The sequence below is a fragment of the Dechloromonas denitrificans genome (assembly GCF_020510685.1).
In the GTDB taxonomy this organism is placed as follows: domain Bacteria; phylum Pseudomonadota; class Gammaproteobacteria; order Burkholderiales; family Rhodocyclaceae; genus Azonexus; species Azonexus denitrificans_A.
Map to the genome: position 1 here is coordinate 4358022 of NZ_CP075185.1, position 19504 is coordinate 4377525.

Below are 19504 nucleotides of genomic sequence, written 5' to 3' on the forward strand. Positions count from 1 at the left end.
CTCAGGGCAGCGCAGCAATCCGCTGCAGCAACTCTTCAGGATTGAGCGGCTTGACCAGATAATCAACGGCGCCCTGCCGCAAGCCCCATATCTTGTCGGTTTCCTGGCCCTTGGAGGTACAGACGATAACCGGAATATGCTTGGTGTCCTCATCGCGCGTCAGCGTCCGTGTCGCCTGATAGCCATTCAGGCCAGGCATCACGACGTCCATCAGGATCAGGTCTGGTTTGTTGGCCTTGGCCTTGGCGATCCCCTCTTCGCCATTTTCGGCGGTGATTACCTGGTAACCCGCCTTGGTCAGGATATCGACCGTAAAGAAGCGTTCGGTTGGGGAATCGTCGACAACAAGGATGTTCTTGACGGGCAATTTGTTCTCCCTGGACTACTGGTTGGTTTCTGGTTCTGACGGCAAGGCAAAGGTCGCGACCGTTTGCAGCAGGCTGTCTTTGGTAAAAGGCTTGGTCAGATACTGGTCCGACCCGACCATCCGCCCGCGCGCCCGGTCAAACAGGCCATCCTTGGAGGACAGCATGATCACCGGTGTGGCTTTGAAACGGGGGTTTTTCTTGATCAACGAACAGGTTTGGTAGCCGTCGAGGCGCGGCATCATGATGTCGCAGAAGATCACGCTCGGCTGGTGATCGGCGATCTTGGCCAGGGCATCGAAACCGTCTTCGGCCAGCACAACCTGGCAGCCGGCCTGCACGAGAAATATCTCGGCGCTTCGCCGTATCGTGTTGCTGTCGTCAATGACCATAACCCTGACGCCACGCAGTCTGGATAAATCAGCCAATTTCCCTGTCCCCTGGCCCTTGAAAGGCACTTTAGATAGCGCTGCATCATACTACGGAAGTATAAATCCAGCGCAAGCCCGAAAACCGTATTATGAATTGTCTGTCGCGGAGTCGGCCGTAGCGAGATTCGGATAAAATCGCCTGCATCTTACCCAATCCCCTTCGCGTCCGCCAAGGGCGCGAACATCGATGAACTCGAGCATCACCACTTCACCCAGCCTGCCGCAGGTACTGGTCTTTGCCGCCAGCGACCCGTCGGCCGGGGCCGGTATCCAGGCCGACATCCTGACCCTGGCCAGTCTCGGCTGCCACCCGCTGACCGCACTGACCGCACTGACCGTGCAGGACACCGTCGGCGTCCAGAGCGTCCACCCGGTCAGCGCCGAATTGCTCGAACAGCAGGCCCGCACCGTCCTCGAAGATATGCCGGTGGCGGCCTTCAAGATCGGCGTGCTGGGCAGCGTCGAAAATGTGCTGGCCGTAGCGGAAATCGTCTCGGACTATCCGGAGACACCGTTGATTTTCGATCCGGTGCTGGCTTCCGGGCGGGGCGACGAGTTGTCCGGCGAGGAAATCATTTCGGCGATCCGTGAAATGCTCCTGCCGCAAACCACGCTGCTCACCCCGAACGCGCCGGAAGCCCGGCGCCTGGCCGAAAGCGCCGACGACGAAGGCGAACCGTCGATTGACGTGTGCGCCCAGCGGCTGATCGCGATGGGTGCCCAGTACGTGCTGATCACCGGCACGCACGAGAGCACGCCGGAGGTCGTCAACACGCTCTACGGCTCGGCCGGCGTGATTCGGCGCGACCGCTGGGAGCGCCTGCCCGGCAGTTACCATGGCTCGGGCTGCACGCTGGCTTCGGCCATTGCCGGCTGCATCGCCGGCGGCGCCAGCGTCGAGGATGCCGTCCGGGATGCCCAGGACTATACCTGGCAGACGCTGGCCAACGCCTTTCGCGGCGGCATGGGCCAGTTGATACCGGATCGCTTCTTCTGGGCGCGCGGCGAGGACGACGACACCGCACCAGCCGAAACAGCGAAGACCGATGCCCCCTGAGTTGCGCGGCCTCTACGCCATCACACCGGAACAAGCGGACGGGGCGCGCCTGCTCGCCGATATCGAAGCGGCGCTGAGCGGTGGCTGCCGCATCGTGCAGTTCCGCGACAAGCTGAGTCCAATGCCGGAACGCGTCGACCGCGCCCGCGCCCTGCGCCAACTGACCCGCCGCCACGCGGCGCGCCTGCTGATCAACGACGACCTGGCCTTGGCCTGCCTGGTTGATGCCGACGGCGTGCACCTCGGGCGGGACGATGGCAATCTGGCGGCCAGCCGGGCCATTCTCGGTCCGAAGCGAATACTCGGCGCTTCCTGCTATGCCGACTTTTCGGCCGCCCGCGCGGCCAGCCTGGCCGGCGCCGACTACGTCGCCTTTGGTGCCGTCTACCCGTCATCGACCAAGCCACACGCCGCCGCGGCGCCGCTCGACCTGTTCGCCCAGACCAAAAACACCCTGACTGCCGCCAGTTGTGCCATCGGCGGCATCACGCTGGCCACCGCGCCGGCCCTGATTGCCGCCGGCGCCGACCTGCTCGCGGTGATTACCGATCTGTTCAGCGCCCCCGACATCGCCGGCCGCGCTGCCGCCTACCAACGTCTTTTCGAGAAAGCTCCGTCATGACTTCACGCAACCAGCAACTGTTCGAACGCGCCCAGCGCCACATTCCGGGCGGCGTCAATTCGCCGGTCCGCGCCTTCCGCTCGGTCGGCGGCACGCCCTGCTTCCTGCAGAAGGCGGCCGGCGCCAGGGTGCAGGATGCGGACGGCAAGTGGTACACCGATTACGTCGGCTCCTGGGGGCCGATGATTCTCGGCCACGCCCATCCGCAAATCATCGCCGCCGTCCAGGGCGCGGTGGTCGACGGCCTGTCCTTCGGTGCCCCGACCGAACGGGAAGTCGATATCGCCGACCTGCTCTGCGAACTGGTGCCGTCGATGGACATGGTCCGCCTGGTGTCCTCCGGTACCGAGGCGACGATGAGCGCCATCCGGCTAGCCCGCGGCTATACCGGGCGCGACGTGCTGATCAAGTTCGAAGGCTGCTATCACGGTCATTCCGACAGCCTGCTGGTAAAGGCCGGCTCGGGCGCCCTGACCTTCGGCAACCCGTCCTCGGGCGGTGTCCCGGCCGATCTGGCGCAGCACACCATGGTGCTGGCCTACAACGATCCGCAGCAACTGGCCGACGCTTTCGCCGAGCATGGCGACAAGATCGCCGCAGTGATCGTCGAGCCGGTCGTCGGCAACATGAACCTGATCGCGCCGACCCGGGAATTTCTCGACGCCATGCGCGAGCTGACCGCCAAACACGGCGCCGTACTGATTTTCGACGAAGTGATGACCGGCTTCCGGGTCGGCCTGAAGAGCGCGCAAGGCTTGTATGGCATCACCCCCGACCTGTCCACCTTCGGCAAGATCGTCGGTGGCGGCATGCCGCTCGGCGCCTTCGGCGGCAAGCGCGAGATCATGGAAAAAATCGCCCCGCTCGGCCCGGTCTATCAGGCCGGCACCCTGTCCGGCAATCCGATTGCCACAGCGGCCGGACTGGCCACCCTGAAGCTGATCCAAGCGCCCGGTTTTTACGAAGCGTTGACCGCCAAGACCAAGGCGCTGTGCGACGGCCTGGTCGGCGCCGCCCACAAACACGGCATCGCCTTTGCCGCGCAGAACGTCGGCGGCATGTTCGGCCTGTATTTCGCCGAACGCTGCCCGGCCACCTACGATGCCGTCCTGGCCTGCGACAAGGAAGCCTTCAACCGCTTCTTCCACGCCATGCTCGACGCCGGCCACTACTTCGCCCCGTCGGCCTTCGAAGCCGGTTTCGTTTCGGCCGCCCACAGCGAGGCCGATATCGCCGCGACCATCGCGGCCGCCGACGCATTCTTCGCCGGCGCGCAATGACCAGCGGCAGCGCCTGGCTGATCCTGTTGGTGGCCGGTCTGTGCGAGATCGGCTGGGCGGTCGGACTGAAATACACCGAAGGTTTCAGCCGGTTGTGGCCATCGGTCGGGACACTGGCGGCCATGGTCGCCAGTGTGCTGCTGCTCGGCTGGTCGCTGAAGGTCCTGCCGCTGGGTACCGCCTATGCGGTGTGGACGGGGATCGGCGCGGTCGGCACGGCCATTCTCGGCATCATGCTGTTCGGCGAATCGCGGGAAGCGGCGCGACTGGCCAGCATTGCGCTGATCGTCGCCGGCATCGTCGGCCTCAAGCTGCTGACGCCCGACTCACATTAGGAACAGCGTCGCCAGACCGAGAAAGATGAAGAAACCGCCGGAGTCGGTCAGGGCGGTGATCATCACCGAACCGCCGATCGCCGGATCGGCCCCGAACTTCTGGCGGAGCAGTGGAATGCCGACGCCGGCCGAGGCGGCGAGCAGCAGGTTCAGCGTCATCGCCGCCGTCATCACGATGCCGAGCTGATAGCTGCCGTACAGCCACCAGGCAGCAATCCCCAGCAGGCCGCCCCAGATCAGGCCATTGATCGTGGCGACGCCGAGTTCCTTGCGCAACAACCGGCGCATGGCATCGGGCTGAACCTGGCCCATGGCGATGGCACGGACGATCATCATGATCGTCTGATTGCCGGAATTGCCACCGATGCCGGCGACGATGGGCATCAAGGCGGCGAGGGCGACCAGCTTTTCGATCGAATCCTCGAAGGCGCCGATCACCCGGGAAGCGACGAAGGCGGTGACGAGGTTGATCGCCAGCCAAGCCCAGCGGTTTTTCACTGAGTCCCAGACCGAAGCGAAAATATCTTCTTCCTCACGCAGACCGGCATGCGCCAGCTGCTCGCTCTCGGCTTCTTCACGGATCACGTCCACCACGGCATTGACCGTGACGCGGCCGACCAGCCGGCCTTCCGGGTCGACGACCGGGGCCGACACGAGGTCGTAGCGTTCGAACGCCTTGGCCGCTTCTTCGGCGAAATCCTCGGGTTCCAGCTCGACGAAATCGGTCTGCATCAGCGTCCCGACTTCGACATTCACTTCATTGACCAGCAGGATGTTCAGCGGCAGCACGCCCTTCAGGCGCTCGTCGCGGTCCACGACGAAAAGCTGGTCGGTATGGTCGGGAAGTTCGTCGAACCGGCGCAGATAACGCAGCACAGCTTCGAGCGAGACATCTTCGCGCACGGTAACCATGTCGAAATCCATGATCGAACCGACCGAGTCTTCCGGATAGGACATCGCGGCGCGCAGCTGTTCGCGCTCTTCGACCGACATGCCGCGGAAAACGTCGTCGATCACGCCCTGCGGCAGGTCGGGCGCCAGGTCGGCCAGTTCGTCGGCATCGAGCGACTCGGCGGCGGCGACCAGCTCGGTGCGCTCCATCGAGTCGATCAGGGTTTCCCGGACGGCATCCGAGACTTCCAGCAGGATTTCGCCTTCGCGGCCGGCCTTGACCAGATCCCAGGCGATCAGCCGCTCGTCGAGCGGCAACGCTTCGAGGATGAAGGCAATGTCGGCCGGGTGCATCGGCTCCAGCTTGTGCTGCAGTTCATGCAGATGCTGCTTGTGAACGATGTCCTCAACCAGATCGTGGCGCGGCCCTTCCTGCCGGTGCACCAACTCCTCGACCAGCTTGTGCCGGGCGAGCAGGGTTTGCACCTCGGCGAGGCGCTCCTGCAAGTCTTCGGTATCGGTCAGCTGGGCTTCTTCGCTCATGGTGCGGTGCCGCAAAAGGTGGGGCATTTTAGCACCGGGCGAATCTCAGGGTTTTGACAATATCAGGGTACTTCGGCACTCGGCATGCGGCCGAGAATGATCGCCGTCTTGCGGCCCAGGCCGGGAGCGCTGCGATTGCGGTCGTAATAGCGCGGATTCGGCACCATGCCGGCCAAGCGCGCCGCCTGCTCCGGCCCCACCTGGGCGGCGCTGATATTGTAGTAATGACGGGCCGCCGCCTCGGCGCCGAAAACGCCATTACCCCACTCGATCACATTCAGGTAAACCTCGAGAATTCGCTGCTTGCTCCACAGGTTTTCCAGCATCACCGTGATGATCGCCTCCTCCGCCTTGCGCAAGTAGGATTTGGTCGGCGTCAGGAAGAGGTTTTTTGCCAGTTGCTGGCTGATCGTCGAGCCGCCGGCGGCAAAGCGTTTCCTTTTCTGGTTTTTCTCCATCGCCTTCTGGATGCCTTCCCAGTCGAAGCCTTCGTGATCGACGAACTTGGCGTCTTCCGACGCGATGACGGCGCGTTTCAGATGAATCGAAATCCGCTCATAGGGCACCCAGATTTTTTTCAGCTCGGCATCCGGTTTCTTTTCGCGCAATTCGCCAAGGCGGATTTCCATGAAGCGCGTCGTGCCGGGATTGACCCAACCCCACAGCAAGACCCAGCCGAGCAGCCAGAGCTGCCAGACCAGAAACAGCCCGATCAGGCCGAGCAGGATCCATTTGATGCCGCGCCCCAGCGCCTTCATGCGGCGAGTTGGCGGCGCAAGTCGGCGAGAACGGCAGTGGTTTTCGGCAAGACGCCGCGCCAGACGAAAAATGCCTCGGCCGCCTGTTCGACCAGCATGCCCAGACCATCCGCACAGCGCGCCGCCCCCTGTGCGCGGGCCTGGGCCATGAATGGCGTTTCGCTCTTGCCGTACATCATGTCGTAAGCCAGCGAACCGGCCGCAAAAAGCCCCGGCGGCAGGGGCAGAACCTGACCGGACAGGCTTGCCGAAGTGGCGTTGATCACCAGGTCGAAGCTTTTGCCGGCCAATTGCGCAAAACTGCCGCCGCCGATCACCTGCGCGCTAAGGCCGCCTTGCGGCAGCGCAATGTCGGCAAATGCCGCCGCCAGCGCCACGGCCTTGTCGGCACTGCGATTGGCGATGAACAGCTCGGCCGGCTGGCCGGCGAGCAGCGGCGCCAGCGCGCCGCGCGCCGCGCCCCCGGCGCCGAGCAGCAGGATGCGTTGGCCGGCCAGCGCACAGTTCAGGTTAGCGGCGATGTCGCGGACCAGGCCGGCGCCATCGGTGTTGTCACCAAAAATCTCGGCGCCATTGAAGGCCAGCGTATTGACCGCCCCGGCCCGGGCCGCCCGCTCGCTCAACCGGGTGCTCAGGCGAAAGGCCTCTTCCTTGAACGGCACGGTGACATTGGCGCCTTTGCCGCCGGCCGCGCGAAAGTCGGCAACGGCTTGCGAAAAACCATCGATCGCCGCCAGGCACGCCGCGTAGGCAATATCCTGCCCGCTGGCCGCAGCAAACGCCGCGTGAATCGCCGGCGATCGGGAGTGGGCAATCGGGTTGCCGAACACGCAATAGCGGTCGGTCATCGGGCGGACAACTGGTCGCCCTGGGTGAAATTCCAGGTGCGCGTTATTTCGAGAACATCGGTATCGCGCCGGATCTCCGGCGGGAAAGGCGAGTAGGGTGAAGCCATCTGGACGATGCGACGGGCCGAATCATCGAGCACCTTGTAGCCGGAGGAACGGTTGATGTCGATCCGCGAGATGCTGCCGTCGGCACTGATCGAAACCGTCAGGACCAGCGAGCCGTAAAGCTTGCCGCGCGCCGCTTCCGGATAATTCAGCGTGCCGATGCGCTCGATCTTCTGCCGCCAGTCTTCGATGTACTGGGCAAAGCGATACTCTTCGGTGCGCGCCCCGATGAAGCGTTTGCGCGGCCGCTTGCTGTACTCGTCGGTCGATTTGCTGATTTCGCCTTCGAGGCGCGCCATGGCCCGCGCCGATTCGAGCAGGTCGAGACCGGAAGCGGTCGGCGCAGGCGACGGCTGCTCGCTGGCCGGCCGGCTGGCGGCGACGCTGTGCAGGCTCTTCGCCTGGGTCAGCATTTTCTGTTGTGCCGCTTCCAGTTCCTGCACCCGGCGCTGCATCTGGTGGATATCGTTGCCGCTGGTCTGCTGCGCAGTCGATGGCAAGGGCGTCTTGGCCCGGCGGTTTTCGTCGGTATTGCCACCGCCGTCGAGATTGGCCTGGGCCAGCGCCTGGGCATCGGTCGGCTTGCGCGCCGACTTGGCATTGACCAGGATGATGTCGAGCGCCTTCTCCCGCATGGCGTTGGCCGCGTCGGGAAACTGAAAATTCAGCAGCATCAGCAGCGCGTGGACCACCAGCGACAAGCCGACGGCGATCCACAAGCGCCGGCCATTCGGCAACGCCGGTTGCCAGGGCAAGGCCGCCGCACTCACTGCTCGTCCTCCTCAACGACCTCCGCCGGAGTATTTTCACCCAGCAGGCTGAGGAAACGACAGCTGATCTCCGGGGCAAGCAGATCGAGGCTTTCCACCGCCAGATGCACCCGCTGGCCGGGCGGCAATTCGCCGGGCAAGGAGGGCACACGCAGCAGCAGCGGCAAATGGTCGATCTTGACCAGCTGCTCGCGGCGCACCGTCGCGTCGACCTCCGTGATGCCATGCTGTTGCAGCCAGCGCAGGCACCAGTAGCGCTCCATCTGGCGCTGAAAATCGGCGTAGGCGGCGTAGGTAATTTCGAAATCGCGCATGGCCCCGAACAGTTCGGCCGATTTCTGGGCGAAGGCCGGGGTTTCGCCCTTCAGGCAGGCGATCAGTTGCCATTGATTGACCATGTCGCAGTAACGGCGCAGCGGCGAGGTCATCCAGGCGTATTGCGGCACGCCGAGGCCTTCGTGCGGCAGCGGCGAGGTGGTCATCCGCACCTTGCCCTGGGTCTGGGCGCGGTACAGGCAGGCGACGTTCTTCTCGGCGAGCAGGCCGCCCCAGGTCGAGTTGGCGACGATCATCAGTTCGGCGACCAGTTTGTCGAGCGGACTGCCGCGCTTGCGTTCGGAAATTTCCACGACGCAGGCATCCGGATCGGCCAGATCGCCCTCGATGGCGAAGTTGTAATCGTTGTTGCCCTGCATCGCCGACGGCTTGCCACGCCGGCCTTCGCAGGCATTGGCGAAGTGCCACAGGTGCACCAGCTCGTCCTTGAACGGCTGGTCGGGCAACGGGCCGCCGATGCTTTCGGCGTTGAACCACGGTTCGATTTCGTGATGACGCAGGTTGGCGGCGATATGCACCATTTCCAGCCGCGACTCGTGGCTGAGCACTTCCAGCGACTCGTTGACGGTCAGATAGAGCGACACCGCTGGGCAATCGACGCCGCCGGCCAGCGTGTAGTTCTGGACCACGGCGTCGGGCAGCATGGTGATCTTGTTGCCGGGCATGTACACCGTTGACAACCGGGCACGGGCGACGCCGTCGAGCGGCGAACCGTGTTCGATGGCCAGGCCGGGCGCCGCGATGTGGATGCCGATGCGCGAGCCGATGCCGGGCAGCTTGACGACCGACAGCGCGTCGTCGATCTCGGTGGTCTGCGCATCGTCGATCGAGAAGGCACGCACGTCGGCGCGTGGCAGGTCGGTCGGCAACTTCGGCGCCTCGAGCGCCGGAAAACCGGTGCCCTTGGGGAACTGCTCATGCAGGAAGCGGCGATAGTGGAGAAAATAGGCCGACTTGATGGCGCCGCATTTGAACAACATCTGCGCCGCCGAAAGACCGGCGTCGCTGCAGGCCGTCTCGAAGGCCTTGGTTTCCGGCTTGTTGCGGTCCGGCGCGTAAAGCAGGGCATCGCTCAGCGCGCCGATCTCCGGCGGCAGGCGGAATTCCTTCAGCTCGCCAATCCAGCCTTCCATCGTGAGCGCTTGCTGACGCTTTTTTTCAAGACTGGCCAGAGCAGCTGCGAGAATGTCGGGAGGCGCCTTGCGGAAGCGGCCCTTGCCTTTGCGGTGGAAATAGACGGGCGCGGCGTGCACGGCAAGCAGCACCGCCGTCGCTTCGACCGGGGCGGGTTCGTGTCCGTAGTAATCACGGGCAAAATCAAGAAACGAAAATTCGCCATCGGTGACGCACTCCCACAGGAAATCGGGTTCGATCTCTTCGGCCAGCGGCGCGGCCTGTTCGAGCAAGGCAGCCGCCGAGGGCTTCTCAAAACGCAACAATACCGTTGCGGACTTGATCTTGCTGCGCTTGCCGGTCGGCATTTCGACCTGCAACGAGCTGTCGTTGTCGGCCATTATGCTGCCGGCCTTGAAGCCGCCATCTTCTTCAAACAATACATTCATCGACGGATTATAACCCAGCGAATTCAAGGATTTGCGGCATGAAGTCCGGAAACTTCGTGAAGCTGTGATCGCCGCCGGCCAGCACCGTTTGCCGGCAGCCGGCGTAGAAAGCCTGCGCCTGACGGTAATCCAGCACTTCGTCGCCTTCTTCGAGCAGCAGCCAGTAGCGCTCCGGACGGGGCCGGCTAACCTGCGCCCGCAGTTGCGCCGCGTGCTGCTCGCTGAAAATGAAGCGTTCGCCGCTATGGAAGTTGTGCTGCTCGCCGATGAAGCTGCCCAGATCCAGCACGTCGACCACTGCCGGATTGATCAACACCGCTTTCAGGTCGTATTTCTCGGCCAGATGATTGGCGTAATGGCCGCCGAGCGACGAACCGACCAGCGTCACCGGCCCGCTGGCGGCTTCGATCAGCGCCGAGACGGCGGCCATCGCCTCATCCGGCACCGGCGATAGCTGCGGACAGACGAAATGCGCGGCCAGCCCACGCTCGGCCATGAATTCGCCGAGCCGGCGCGCCTTCCACGACGCCGGCGAGGAGCAGAAGCCGTGCAGGTAGAGGATCAAGTCGCGGCCCATTGCACCCAGCCAAACTGGGCGGTCAGCAAGACGACGATGCCGAAAATGATGCGATACCAGGCAAAAGGCGTGAAATCGTGGCTCGAGATGAAGCGCAGCAGCCAGCGCACGCACAGGAAGGCAGAAACGAAGGCGGAAATGAAACCGACCGCCCACATGCCGAGGTCGTCGGCATTGAGCAGGGCGCGCTCCTTGTACAACTGATAAACGGTGGCCACGCTCAGCGTCGGGATGGCCAAAAAGAAGGAAAACTCGGTGGCCGCCTGGCGCGACAGACCGAACAGCAGGCCGCCGATGATCGTCGCCCCCGAGCGGGAAGTCCCCGGAATCAGCGCAAAAGCCTGGGCCAGACCCATCTTCAGCGAGTCGACGAGGCTCATTTCCTCGACCGTCTGGACCCGGATCTGATGCTCGCGTTTTTCCGCCCAGAGGATGACAAAGGCCCCGAGGATGAAAGTCGTCGCCACCGCGTACGGGTTGAACAGATGCGCCTTGATCGCCTTGCCGAAAGCCAGGCCGAGCACGGCGAGCGGCAGGAAGGCGACGAACAGGTTGAGGATGAACTTCTGCGCCGCCTTGTCGCTGAAGGCGCCGCGCGCCACGACGAGGAGCCGTTGGCGGTATTCCCAGACAACGGCCAGGATGGCGCCGGACTGGATGACAATTTCGAACAACTTGCCGCGTTCGTCGTTGAAATCGAGCAGATCGCCGGCCAGGATCAGATGCCCGGTCGAGGAAATCGGCAGGAATTCGGTCAGCCCTTCGACGATGCCGAGGATCAGGGCCTTGAGGAGAAGAATTGGGTCCATGAGATGCAGCCTGGGTTGGGAGGCCGCATTCTACTATCCCGGATGTGTCAGGACTTCGAGATCGGCCAGCCATTTGAGCGCCTGCCCGCGCGACTCGCCGCACATTTCCGCCGACGGCTGCAGGCCGCCGCAGCAGGCCGGGCGCTCCGGCCGGCCAAAGATGGTGCACCGCAAGGCGTCGTCAAGATGATGGCACGGCACGCCGGCCGGCTTGTTCAGCGAAGAGATCGACGGCGCGATGCAACAGGCGGCGCAGTTGGGACGACAGTGCACGATAGGGACCGATCCATGCTCGAAAATAAAAGGCCGCGCCGGAACAAGGCGGGGTCCGGCTTGGGGCGCCGGGCAGGCGGCGGGCGATCAGATCATCGCGGCAGCGCAGGGCGGCGCCGAAACGCGCTAGCATTATCCATCAGGCGACAGGCAAAAAGGGAGCGGACATGGCATGGATGATCGGCGCAACGCAGGGCGGACTGGCCAGCCTGGCCTCCTACCTGGCGGCCCACGTGCTGCTCTGCCTGGTGCCCGCCTTTTTCATCGCCGGCGCCCTGTCGGCGCTGGTGCCGCAGCAGTCGATCATCCGCTTTCTCGGACCGGACGCCCCGAAATGGGTGTCCTACCCGGCCGCTGCCGGCGCCGGCAGCCTGCTGGCGGTCTGTTCGTGCACCATCCAGCCGCTGTTTGCCGGCATCTACAAGAAAGGTGCCGGGCTGGGGCCGGCCGTCACCTTCCTGTTCTTCGCGCCGGCCGGCAACATCCTCGCCCTGTCCTACACCGGCGTCGCGCTCGGCGCCGACTTTGCCATTGCCCGCATCGTGCTGGCGCTATCGTTCGGCATCGGCATCGGCCTGATCATGGCCACCCTGTTCCGCGCCGGCGAAACGGCACGGCTGGCCGATGCCCGGACCTTCGCCGGGGGCGAAGCGATTCCGGCCAGGACGCTGCTCTTTCTCGCCGCCTTGATCGCCCTACTGCTGGCCGGCACCTTGAAGCTCGATTTCCTGGCGACCGGTTTGCTCGCTGTCGAATTGCCGTGGTCCGGCGCCCGGGCGGTGCAGGGGGTGCTCGACCAATGGGTGCCGATCAACGCGGCGACCGGCGCCGAGGGGCTGAGTCTGCAGGGCGCCATGCTGATTCTGCTGCTCGGCGGCATCGGCGCCTGTGCATGGCGGGGCCTCGGCACCGTCGACAACGGCTTCAATCGACTGACGCCGGTCGCCCTGGCGCTGACCGCCCTGACCCTGATTTTCGCCGCCCTCGGCATGCGCGCCGGCGAGCAGGGGGTGGTCCTTACCGTCACCGGCCGCAGCCTCGCCGTGGCGCTGCTGTGCTGCGCCCTGCTGCCCCTGGCCCGGCGCTTCGACGCCTGGGACGTGCAGCAGTGGCTGTGGGAAACCTGGCGCTTCGTGAAGCAGATATTTCCGCTGCTCATCGTCGGCGTCTTTCTGGTCGGCGTCATCCGCGTCTTCATCCAGCCGGAGTGGATACGCACGGTGGCCGGAAGCAATACCGTTCTCGCCAATCTGGCAGGCGTCGTCTTCGGCGTCTTCATGTATTTCCCGACCCTGGTCGAAGTCCCGATCGCCAAGATGTTCCTGTCGCTCGGCATGCACCCCGGGCCGTTGATCGCCTACCTGATGGCCGACCCCGAGCTGTCGTTGCAGAGCATCCTGATCACCGCGGCGATCATCGGCAAGCTGCGCGCCTGGACCTATGTCGGGCTGGTCGCGCTATTCTCGACCCTGGCCGGCCTGACTTACGGCGCCTGGGTTGATGGTGCATCATGGGTGCTGCTCGGGATCGCCGTCGTCGGCTTCGTAGCGCTGATTGTCGGCACCCTGCACCTGACGGAACGACGCCAAAACGCTTAAACGAAGGAGTTCATCATGCTGATCAAGATTCTCGGTAGTGGCTGCGCCAAGTGCAACCGCCTGGAACAACTGACCCGTGACGCGGTGGCCGAACTGGGGCTGGCGGCGACCTTCGAGCACGTCAAGGAAATGGACCAGATCATGGCCTATCCGATCATGACGACGCCGGCCCTGGTCATCAATGAAGAGGTCAAGGTGGCGGGCCGGATGCCGGGCAAGGACGAGTTGCTGGCCTGGCTGAAAGCCGCGGCGTGAATGCGGCGCCGGACATCGCCGCACAGCCGCCGGACGACGAGCTGATTGCGCTGCTGGTCGCCTGCGGCCTGCCGGTCGATGACATCGGCCCGGCTTCGCCGGCCGAATTCTTCGCCATCCGAGAAGAAGGCGCCGTGGTCGCCGTCGTCGGCCTTGAACGCTATCCGCCGGTCGGCCTGCTGCGCTCGCTGGCCGTCGCGCCGACCTGGCGCGGCCGCGGCCTGGCCGCCCGGCTGCTCGCTTTCGCCGAGTCGTTTGCCGGCGCGCACGGCGTGGCATCGCTGTTCCTGCTGACGACAACGGCCGGCGCCTACTTTGCCGGCAAGGGCTACGCCCCCGCCTTGCGTAGCGAAGCGCCGCCGGCGATTCAGGCGACCAGTCAGTTTTCCGCTCTTTGCCCGGCCTCTTCGGCATTTTTGGGCAAAACCCTGGCTGCCGCGAAGTAAACGGCGACTGGCCGGGCCGTTGTGCCGCATAATTTGCCGATATATCGATGTCAGGCCGTCAGGACGCAGCATTTATGAAGATCACCCCATTCCAGGCGCTGGCCTGCCCCCTGGACGGCGCCCCCCTGCACCGCAACGGTTCGACCTGGTCTTGCGCGAGCGGTCACAGTTTCGACATTGCCAGCCAGGGTTATGCCAACTTGCTGCCGGTCCAGAAAAAACGCTCGCGCGACCCCGGCGACAGCAAGGAGATGGTGGCGGCCCGCCGGCGCTTTCTCAATGCCGGCTTCTACCAGCCGATTGCCGCGGCGGTCAGCCGGGCGGCGCTCGCCGATCTGCCCGCCCGGGCCACGGTCAGCTGCCTCGATGCTGGTTGCGGCGAGGGCTACTATCTGCGCCAGCTGGCCGCGGCGGGCAGCCCGGGGCAGACCTTGGCCCTGCTCGGGCTGGATATCTCGAAATGGGCCGTGCTGTCAGCCGCCAAGCAGGATCAGCGCGCCAACTGGGTGGTCGGCAGCAACGCCAACCTGCCGGTGCTGCCGGGCACCGTCGACCGCCTGCTGTGCATGTTCGGCTTTCCGGTCTATGCCGAGTTTGCCCGGGTGTTGAAGGCCGACGGCCTGCTACTGCAGGTCGATGCCGGGCCGGATCATCTGCGGGAACTGCGCGAAATCATCTACCCGACGCTGAAGCCGGAACGGACGGCCGAGGTGCCGCCCCCGGCCGGCTTTCGCAGCCTGTCCACGGAAACCGTCCGCTATCCGCTGACGATCAGCGGTGCCGAACAGATTGCCGATCTGCTGGCGATGACCCCGCATCTCTACCGCGCCAGCGCCGAAGGCCGGGCCAAGGCCGCCGCGCTGACGACGATTGCGCTGACCGTCGATGTCCGCCTGACGCGGTTCGCCCGGGACGCCACGCGCTGAGCGTCGCCCCGAGCGACGACTACTCATGGCGCAGCGCCTCGATCGGATCGAGCTGCGCCGCATTGCGCGCCGGCACGTAGCCGAAGATCACGCCGATCGCCGCTGAGAAGCCGAAAGCGGTCAGGTTGATCACCGGGTTGAACAGGAACGGCATGTGCATCAGGCTCGCCAGGCCGAGGCAGGCGACGAAGGCCAGGGCGATGCCAACCAGGCCGCCGAAGGCCGAGAGCACGACGGCTTCGATCAGGAACTGCCAGAGCACCTCGTGCTCCAGTGCGCCGATGGCCAGCCGGATGCCGATCTCGCGCGTCCGTTCGGTGACCGAGACGAGCATGATGTTCATGATGCCGATGCCGCCGACCAGCAGGCTGACCGCCGCCACCGCACCGAGCAGCGCGGTCATCGTGCCGATGGTGCCGGACAGCGTTTCGGCGATCTGCTTGGTGTCCATCACGTTGAAGTTGTCGTCGGCGTTGTCGGCCAGCTTGCGCCGTTCGCGCAGCAGGCTGCGGATCTGGGCGATGGCGACGGTCGAGTTGGTGCTGTCCTTGAGCGAGACCATCACGTTGCCAATATCGAGCGTGCCGGTCAGCCGGCGCTGGGCGGTGCGCAGCGGCATCAGCACCGTATCGTCCTGGTCCTGGCCCATGCCGCCCTGCCCCTTGGCGGCGAGCAGGCCGATCACCTCGCAGTCGAAGCTCTTGACGCGGATACTGTTGCCGACCGGGTTCTGGCCGCCGAACAGTTCCTTCTTGACGGTATTGCCGACGATGCACACCGCCTTGCCGGCCCGCTCCTCGTCATCGGTGAACGAACGACCGTTGGCCAGTTTCCAGTTGCCGGCGATGAAATAATCGTTGCTCGTACCGCTCACCGTCGACGACCAGTTCTGGGTGCCGGCAACCAGCGTCACCGAGCTGCCGACCACCGGCGCCACGGCCTTCAGGCCGTTGACCTGCTGCTGGATGGCTTCGATGTCGCCGCTCTTGAATTTCGGCGCCCCGGCGCTGTCGCGGCCCGGCCCGAGGCGCTGGCCGGGCATGACCATCAGCAGGTTGCTGCCGAGGCTGGAAATCTGGTCGGCGACCATCTTGGTCGCACCGTTGCCGAGCGTCACCATGGTGATCACCGCGGCGACGCCGATGACGATGCCGAGCACGGTCAGGAAAGAGCGCATCAGGTTGCGGCGAATCTCGCGCAGCGCCAGCAGCAGGGCGTTCAACAGCATGGCGCGGACTCCTTGGCGTGGCCGTTGAGCTTATCCTGCGCCACCTGGCCATCGACGAAATGGACGATGCGCCGGGCGTAGGCGGCCATGTCCGGCTCGTGGGTGACCATGATCACCGTGATGCCCTGCTCGCGGTTGAGCGCCGCCAGCAGCTCCATGATTTCGTGGCTGCGCTTGCTGTCAAGGTTGCCGGTCGGCTCGTCGGCGAGCAGCACCAGCGGGCTGGTGACGATGGCCCGGGCGATGGCGACGCGTTGCTGCTGGCCGCCCGACAACTCGGCCGGCGTGTGGTCTTCCCAGCCATCGAGGCCAACCTTGGCCAGCGCGGCCCGGGCGCTGGCATGGCGCTGCTCGGCCGGCTCGCCGCGATAGAGCAGCGGCAGCTCGACGTTCTCCTGAGCCGAGGTACGGGCCAGCAGGTTGAAGCCCTGAAAGACGAAACCGAGGCAGGTGCGGCGCAGCAGGGCTCGCTGGTTGCGGTCGAGGCGTTCGACATGGATGCCGCGAAACAGGTATTCGCCCTCGCTCGGCGTATCGAGGCAACCGAGCAGGTTCATCGCCGTCGACTTGCCGGAACCGCTCGGCCCCATCACCGCGACGAATTCGCCGGCGGCGATTTCGAGATCGACCCCCTGCAGCGCCTGAAAAGCCGCCGGCCCCTGGCCGTAGGTCTTGGTGATGCCGCGCAGCACGATCAGCGGCGCTTCCGGCGAACTCACTTTTTCTCCGCCTGATAATCGGTGATCACCGCCATGCCGGCCTTCAGCTCGCCGCCCAGCACTTCGGTATGGCGGCCATTGCTGACTCCGGCCTTGACTGCCACCGGCTGCGGGCCGTTCTCGCCGAGCACCCAGACTTGCGTCGCCACCGGCTGGCCGGCGCTCGGCCGGGTCTTCGGCGCCTGCGGCGGCGGCCCCGGCAACAGCTTGCTGACCAGGCCGCGACTCGGCGGCGCCGCGCCGAGCGTCGGCGGCGTGAAGCGCAGCGCCGCGTTCGGCACCAGCAGCGCGTTGTCGCGGCTGGCCGTGACGATGCTGGCGGTCGCCGTCATGCCCGGGCGGAGCGCCAGATCGTCGTTATTCACCTGGAGGATGGTCTTGTAGGTCACGACGTTGTCGGTCGTCGTCGAGCCGAGACCGACGCGCTGGATGACGGCCGGGAACTTGCGGCCCGGCCAGGCCGAGACGGTGAAGGTAGCGGTCTGGCCATTCTTGACATTGCCGACATCGGCCTCGTCGACCTTGACCTGCAACTCCATCTTCGCCAGATCTTCGGCCAGCACGAACAGCACCGGCGTCGTCATCGCCGCCGCCACGGTCTGGCCCGGCTCGACCTTGCGGGTCAGGACGACGCCATCGACCGGCGAGCGGATGGTCGCCTTGGCCAGATTGGTTTCGTCGGTTTTCAGCGAAGCCCGCGCCTGCACCACATCGGCCCGGGCGCTCGCTTCGTTGGCAACGGCCCGCAACAGGCTCGCCTCGGCCGTTTCCAGTTCGGTCTTGGCCGGCACCTTGCCGCCGGAGAGTTCCGCCACGTGGCGCATGCGGGCCAGCGCTGCCCTGGTTTCGGCGACCGTCGCCTGGGTCTGCGCCACGGCGGCTTCGGCCGACGCCACTGCGGCCCGCGACTTGGCCACCGCGTCGGTCAGCTTGGCGGTATCGAGCTGGGCCAGCAACTGGCCTTTCTTGACCACCGCGTTTTCCTGTACCAGCACGCTGGCCAGCGTGCCGGACAACTCGCTGCCGACATCGACCGACTTGGTCGGCTGCAGCGTACCGCTGGCCGAGGCGGTGACCAGCAGATTGCCGAGGCCGATTTCTTCCGTCACATACTGCCCGGTCACGCCGTTGCCGCCTCGACCAAACAGCAGCAGCGCGCCAAGCACCAGCACGGCGCCGCCGCCGAGCAGCCACCAGCGCCGCCGGGGGCCGCCCGATCCGCTTTTCGGCGCGGCATTGAGCAGACCGAGCAGGGCCTCGGTCGAGTTGTCGGGAGTGGTCTGCGTCATGAGATTTTGTCTTCCGGGGATTGCTGCGCGGTGGCGGGCTGTTCCCAGCCGCCGCCGAGCACCTTGTAGAGCTTGATCAGGCTGGTCAGCACGGTCGCTTCGGCCGTCGCCAGGTTGTCTTCGGCGGTCAGCCGGGTGCGTTCGGTTTCCAGCACTTTCTGGAAGTCGGCCAGACCGGACTGGTAGAGATCGCGGGTCAGCGTCGCCGCATTGCGCGCCGCCTCGGCCGCCGCCCGCCGGGCATCGACCCGCTCGCGAGAAGCGGCGTAGGCGGTCAGCGCGTTTTCGACTTCTTCCAGCGCGGTCAACACGCTGGCTTCGTAGGAGATCAGCGCCTGTTCCTGCACCGCGCTCTGGATATCGACCGCGCTGCGCAACTTGCCGCCGTCGAACAAGGTCGCCGCCAGCGTGCCGCTGACCGCCCGGAGCAGCGTGTCGCTGCCGCCCAGCGCGGCGAAGCTGTAGGCCTGCCAGCCGAAGGAGCCGCCGAGCGCCAGGCTGGGATAACGCGCCGCCTGTTTCTGCCCAACGCGGGCCGTTTCGGCGGCCAGCGTGCGCTCGGCGACGATCAGGTCTGGCCGCTGGCGCAGCACGTCGGCCGGGATGCCCGCCCCGATGCTCGGCTTGACCGTCGGCAGGGGCTGGGGATTGGCCAGTTCGGCATGCAGGGCGCCCGGCTGGCGACCGAGCAGCACGGCCAGCCGGTTTTCGGCGGCGCTCAGCCCGACTTCGAGATCCGGGATGCCAGCTCGCGTCTGTGCGCGGTTGGTCCGCGCCTGCTCGACATCGCTGCTGCTGGCCAGCCCGGCCTGGTTGCGCCACTCGGTAATCTGCAAGGTTTCCGACTGGCTGCTCAGGTTGTCGCGGGCAATGCCCAGCCGGCGTTGATAGCTGCGCAGCTCGACATAGTTCTGCGCCACTTCGGCGACCAGCGACACGCGGGCGTTCTCCAGACTGGCCGCGCTCGCCGCCTGATCGGCCGTCGCCGCCTCGACGGCGCGCCGGGTGCCGCCGAAGACATCGATTTCCCAGCTGGCATCGAAGCCGGCATCGTAGATGGTCCGTTCCGGCTGGGCACCGATCACCTGTGCGGCCTTGCTGCGGCTGGCCCCGGTCGATGCGGTCAATGCCGGGAAGAAACCGCTGACCGCCTGGGCCCGACTGGCCCGAGCCTGGCGCAAGCGGGCCTGGGCCAGCCGCAGGTCGAGACTGCCGGCCAGCGCTTCGCCGACCAGCCGGTCGAGCAGCGGATCATTCAGTTGTTGCCACCAGCGGGCCAGGCTCTCGGCCGGCGCAACCAGTGGCGCGACCGGCGGCGCCGACCAGCTAGCCGGCAAGGACAGGCCGGGCAGACGGTAGTCGGGACCGACCGCCAGCGGCCAGGCAGTGCAGCCGGAAAGCAGCGCACCAAGCAACACGGCCGACAGGCAGGTGCGGGGAAGAAGTGGGGTCATGAAAACTCGCGTGGGCGCATGGCGACA

22 protein-coding genes are annotated in these 19504 nt (G+C 65.5%); 8 read left to right on the top strand and 14 right to left on the bottom strand.

From position 1 onward, the window contains the following. Position 1 precedes the first annotated feature (1 nt). Positions 2 to 367, bottom strand: a complete 366-nt coding sequence (locus KI611_RS20710) for a response regulator transcription factor (protein ID WP_226417537.1) — start codon at positions 365 to 367, stop codon at positions 2 to 4. A 15-nt stretch (positions 368 to 382) separates the two neighbouring features. Continuing rightward, complete coding sequence (locus KI611_RS20715; RefSeq protein ID WP_226417538.1) at positions 383 to 757, bottom strand: response regulator; 375 nt, start codon at positions 755 to 757, stop codon at positions 383 to 385. A 226-nt stretch (positions 758 to 983) separates the two neighbouring features. Here KI611_RS20715 and thiD point away from each other — a divergent pair, with 226 nt between their 5' ends. The 4 genes from thiD to sugE are packed head-to-tail and all read left to right on the top strand — an operon-like array spanning position 984 to position 4090. Further along, the gene (thiD, locus tag KI611_RS20720) at positions 984 to 1853 is read left to right on the top strand and encodes a bifunctional hydroxymethylpyrimidine kinase/phosphomethylpyrimidine kinase (RefSeq protein WP_226417539.1); all 870 of its coding nucleotides are present in this window, start codon (positions 984 to 986) and stop codon (positions 1851 to 1853) included. After that, positions 1843 to 2475, top strand: a complete 633-nt coding sequence (gene thiE, locus KI611_RS20725; RefSeq protein ID WP_226417540.1) for a thiamine phosphate synthase — start codon at positions 1843 to 1845, stop codon at positions 2473 to 2475. Before thiD ends, thiE begins: the two co-directional genes overlap by 11 nt. Next, entirely contained in the window at positions 2472 to 3755 is a 1284-nt protein-coding gene (hemL, locus tag KI611_RS20730) for a glutamate-1-semialdehyde 2,1-aminomutase (RefSeq protein ID WP_226417541.1), read from the top strand. The genes thiE and hemL overlap by 4 nt, the downstream gene beginning before the upstream one ends. Further along, complete coding sequence (gene sugE / locus KI611_RS20735; RefSeq protein WP_226417542.1) at positions 3752 to 4090, top strand: quaternary ammonium compound efflux SMR transporter SugE; 339 nt, start codon at positions 3752 to 3754, stop codon at positions 4088 to 4090. The genes hemL and sugE overlap by 4 nt, the downstream gene beginning before the upstream one ends. Here sugE and mgtE read toward each other — a convergent pair. From mgtE to KI611_RS20775, 8 genes are all read right to left on the bottom strand, one after another. Further along, on the bottom strand, positions 4082 to 5524 hold the full coding sequence (gene mgtE / locus KI611_RS20740; RefSeq protein WP_226417543.1) for a magnesium transporter: 1443 nt from the start codon (positions 5522 to 5524) through the stop codon (positions 4082 to 4084). The two genes, sugE and mgtE, sit on opposite strands and share 9 nt — an antisense overlap. A 62-nt stretch (positions 5525 to 5586) precedes the next feature. Then, complete coding sequence (mtgA, locus tag KI611_RS20745; RefSeq protein WP_226417544.1) at positions 5587 to 6282, bottom strand: monofunctional biosynthetic peptidoglycan transglycosylase; 696 nt, start codon at positions 6280 to 6282, stop codon at positions 5587 to 5589. Beyond that, the gene (gene aroE, locus KI611_RS20750; protein WP_226417545.1) at positions 6279 to 7130 is read right to left on the bottom strand and encodes a shikimate dehydrogenase; all 852 of its coding nucleotides are present in this window, start codon (positions 7128 to 7130) and stop codon (positions 6279 to 6281) included. Before aroE ends, mtgA begins: the two co-directional genes overlap by 4 nt. Further along, entirely contained in the window at positions 7127 to 8005 is an 879-nt protein-coding gene (locus KI611_RS20755) for an energy transducer TonB (RefSeq protein ID WP_226417546.1), read from the bottom strand. The genes aroE and KI611_RS20755 overlap by 4 nt, the downstream gene beginning before the upstream one ends. Then, the gene (locus tag KI611_RS20760; RefSeq protein ID WP_226417547.1) at positions 8002 to 9903 is read right to left on the bottom strand and encodes a ribonuclease catalytic domain-containing protein; all 1902 of its coding nucleotides are present in this window, start codon (positions 9901 to 9903) and stop codon (positions 8002 to 8004) included. Before KI611_RS20760 ends, KI611_RS20755 begins: the two co-directional genes overlap by 4 nt. Positions 9904 to 9910: 7 nt before the next feature. After that, entirely contained in the window at positions 9911 to 10480 is a 570-nt protein-coding gene (locus KI611_RS20765) for a YqiA/YcfP family alpha/beta fold hydrolase (protein ID WP_226417548.1), read from the bottom strand. Then, positions 10465 to 11289, bottom strand: coding sequence for an undecaprenyl-diphosphate phosphatase (locus KI611_RS20770; RefSeq protein WP_226417549.1), 825 nt, complete (start codon positions 11287 to 11289; stop codon positions 10465 to 10467). The genes KI611_RS20765 and KI611_RS20770 overlap by 16 nt, the downstream gene beginning before the upstream one ends. 33 nt (positions 11290 to 11322) lie before the next feature. Further along, positions 11323 to 11562: a YkgJ family cysteine cluster protein gene (locus KI611_RS20775; protein ID WP_226417550.1), complete on the bottom strand. Its 240-nt coding sequence runs from the start codon at positions 11560 to 11562 to the stop codon at positions 11323 to 11325. 167 nt (positions 11563 to 11729) lie between these two features. Here KI611_RS20775 and KI611_RS20780 point away from each other — a divergent pair, with 167 nt between their 5' ends. The 4 genes from KI611_RS20780 to KI611_RS20795 all read left to right on the top strand — a co-directional run bounded on the left by KI611_RS20780 (position 11730) and on the right by KI611_RS20795 (position 14787). Beyond that, positions 11730 to 13160, top strand: coding sequence for a permease (locus KI611_RS20780; protein ID WP_226417551.1), 1431 nt, complete (start codon positions 11730 to 11732; stop codon positions 13158 to 13160). Between the two features lie 15 nt (positions 13161 to 13175). Then, positions 13176 to 13415: a thioredoxin family protein gene (locus tag KI611_RS20785; RefSeq protein WP_226417552.1), complete on the top strand. Its 240-nt coding sequence runs from the start codon at positions 13176 to 13178 to the stop codon at positions 13413 to 13415. Beyond that, a complete protein-coding gene (arsN2, locus tag KI611_RS20790; RefSeq protein ID WP_226417553.1) occupies positions 13412 to 13861 on the top strand; it encodes an arsenic resistance N-acetyltransferase ArsN2 in 450 nt (149 codons plus the stop codon). Before KI611_RS20785 ends, arsN2 begins: the two co-directional genes overlap by 4 nt. 74 nt (positions 13862 to 13935) lie before the next feature. Further along, positions 13936 to 14787, top strand: coding sequence for a putative RNA methyltransferase (locus tag KI611_RS20795; protein WP_226417554.1), 852 nt, complete (start codon positions 13936 to 13938; stop codon positions 14785 to 14787). Positions 14788 to 14806: 19 nt separating this feature from the next. On the opposite strand, the gene KI611_RS20800 is transcribed toward KI611_RS20795, so the two are convergent. Genes KI611_RS20800 through KI611_RS20815 form a run of 4 tightly spaced genes read right to left on the bottom strand, consistent with a single transcriptional unit; the run spans position 14807 to position 19477 of the window. Continuing rightward, the gene (locus KI611_RS20800; protein ID WP_226417555.1) at positions 14807 to 16015 is read right to left on the bottom strand and encodes an ABC transporter permease; all 1209 of its coding nucleotides are present in this window, start codon (positions 16013 to 16015) and stop codon (positions 14807 to 14809) included. Further along, positions 16006 to 16734, bottom strand: a complete 729-nt coding sequence (locus KI611_RS20805) for an ABC transporter ATP-binding protein (protein WP_226417556.1) — start codon at positions 16732 to 16734, stop codon at positions 16006 to 16008. Before KI611_RS20805 ends, KI611_RS20800 begins: the two co-directional genes overlap by 10 nt. Next, positions 16731 to 18023 carry an efflux RND transporter periplasmic adaptor subunit gene (locus KI611_RS20810; protein ID WP_226417557.1) on the bottom strand — a complete coding sequence of 431 codons (1293 nt, stop codon included), beginning with the start codon at positions 18021 to 18023 and terminating at the stop codon, positions 16731 to 16733. Before KI611_RS20810 ends, KI611_RS20805 begins: the two co-directional genes overlap by 4 nt. Next, the gene (locus tag KI611_RS20815) at positions 18020 to 19477 is read right to left on the bottom strand and encodes an efflux transporter outer membrane subunit (RefSeq protein ID WP_226417558.1); all 1458 of its coding nucleotides are present in this window, start codon (positions 19475 to 19477) and stop codon (positions 18020 to 18022) included. Before KI611_RS20815 ends, KI611_RS20810 begins: the two co-directional genes overlap by 4 nt. Between the last annotated feature and the right edge of the window lie 27 nt (positions 19478 to 19504).

Excerpts from the sequence above, each read along its gene's own strand:
- KI611_RS20715 (WP_226417538.1), bottom strand. The coding sequence starts at position 757 with ATGGTCATTGACGACAGCAACACGATACGGCGAAGCGCCGAGATATTT.
- thiD (WP_226417539.1), top strand. The coding sequence starts at position 984 with ATGAACTCGAGCATCACCACTTCACCCAGCCTGCCGCAGGTACTGGTC.
- thiE (WP_226417540.1), top strand. The coding sequence starts at position 1,843 with ATGCCCCCTGAGTTGCGCGGCCTCTACGCCATCACACCGGAACAAGCG.
- hemL (WP_226417541.1), top strand. The coding sequence starts at position 2,472 with ATGACTTCACGCAACCAGCAACTGTTCGAACGCGCCCAGCGCCACATT.
- sugE (WP_226417542.1), top strand. The coding sequence starts at position 3,752 with ATGACCAGCGGCAGCGCCTGGCTGATCCTGTTGGTGGCCGGTCTGTGC.
- mgtE (WP_226417543.1), bottom strand. The coding sequence starts at position 5,524 with ATGAGCGAAGAAGCCCAGCTGACCGATACCGAAGACTTGCAGGAGCGC.
- mtgA (WP_226417544.1), bottom strand. The coding sequence starts at position 6,282 with ATGAAGGCGCTGGGGCGCGGCATCAAATGGATCCTGCTCGGCCTGATC.
- aroE (WP_226417545.1), bottom strand. The coding sequence starts at position 7,130 with ATGACCGACCGCTATTGCGTGTTCGGCAACCCGATTGCCCACTCCCGA.
- KI611_RS20760 (WP_226417547.1), bottom strand. The coding sequence starts at position 9,903 with ATGAATGTATTGTTTGAAGAAGATGGCGGCTTCAAGGCCGGCAGCATA.
- KI611_RS20765 (WP_226417548.1), bottom strand. The coding sequence starts at position 10,480 with ATGGGCCGCGACTTGATCCTCTACCTGCACGGCTTCTGCTCCTCGCCG.
- KI611_RS20770 (WP_226417549.1), bottom strand. The coding sequence starts at position 11,289 with ATGGACCCAATTCTTCTCCTCAAGGCCCTGATCCTCGGCATCGTCGAA.
- KI611_RS20780 (WP_226417551.1), top strand. The coding sequence starts at position 11,730 with ATGGCATGGATGATCGGCGCAACGCAGGGCGGACTGGCCAGCCTGGCC.
- KI611_RS20785 (WP_226417552.1), top strand. The coding sequence starts at position 13,176 with ATGCTGATCAAGATTCTCGGTAGTGGCTGCGCCAAGTGCAACCGCCTG.
- KI611_RS20795 (WP_226417554.1), top strand. The coding sequence starts at position 13,936 with ATGAAGATCACCCCATTCCAGGCGCTGGCCTGCCCCCTGGACGGCGCC.
- KI611_RS20800 (WP_226417555.1), bottom strand. The coding sequence starts at position 16,015 with ATGCTGTTGAACGCCCTGCTGCTGGCGCTGCGCGAGATTCGCCGCAAC.
- KI611_RS20810 (WP_226417557.1), bottom strand. The coding sequence starts at position 18,023 with ATGACGCAGACCACTCCCGACAACTCGACCGAGGCCCTGCTCGGTCTG.
- KI611_RS20815 (WP_226417558.1), bottom strand. The coding sequence starts at position 19,477 with ATGACCCCACTTCTTCCCCGCACCTGCCTGTCGGCCGTGTTGCTTGGT.